Here is a 350-nt window from a genome sequence, read left to right as displayed (position 1 = left end):
TATCTATGAAATATTGTTAAATATTAGAATTTTTACTTACAGTAGATTTAAAAGTATAATGACAACGAGGACAAGTTAGTTCAACATCCATAGATTTATAAGATCCAGTTGTACCATATCCAGCGTATACATTACTAATTTTAATATCTCCTAATGTAGAATCAGTTACGATATTTTCATTAATTGATAAATTATTAAGAGATATAAATTCACCACAATGAGAACATGTTAATTGGTATTTATTGCTATTTTTCATATATACCACTCCTTTTATATTATATAATAGCCACTAAAATTATAACTTTACATATATAGTAAAAATTTTTTTTGATCTAAATATTTTATAGTTT

Annotated in this window: 1 protein-coding gene; it reads right to left on the bottom strand. The window is 22.3% G+C overall.

Features of this window, described 5'->3' with window-relative positions; genetic code table 11:
• Window positions 1-16: 16 nt before the first annotated feature.
• Window positions 17-256: a hypothetical protein gene (locus G3997_RS05840; protein WP_296644315.1), complete on the bottom strand. Its 240-nt coding sequence runs from the start codon at window positions 254-256 to the stop codon at window positions 17-19.
• Between the last annotated feature and the right edge of the window lie 94 nt (window positions 257-350).

The organism is Romboutsia sp. 13368 (assembly GCF_018336475.1).
In the GTDB taxonomy this organism is placed as follows: Bacteria; Bacillota; Clostridia; order Peptostreptococcales; family Peptostreptococcaceae; genus Romboutsia.
The sequence above is the reverse complement of the archived record's forward strand: the minus strand, read 5'-3'. Positions and strand labels throughout refer to the sequence as shown.

Coding starts and splice junctions, on each gene's coding strand:
- G3997_RS05840 (WP_296644315.1), bottom strand. CDS start 256: ATGAAAAATAGCAATAAATACCAATTAACATGTTCTCATTGTGGTGAA.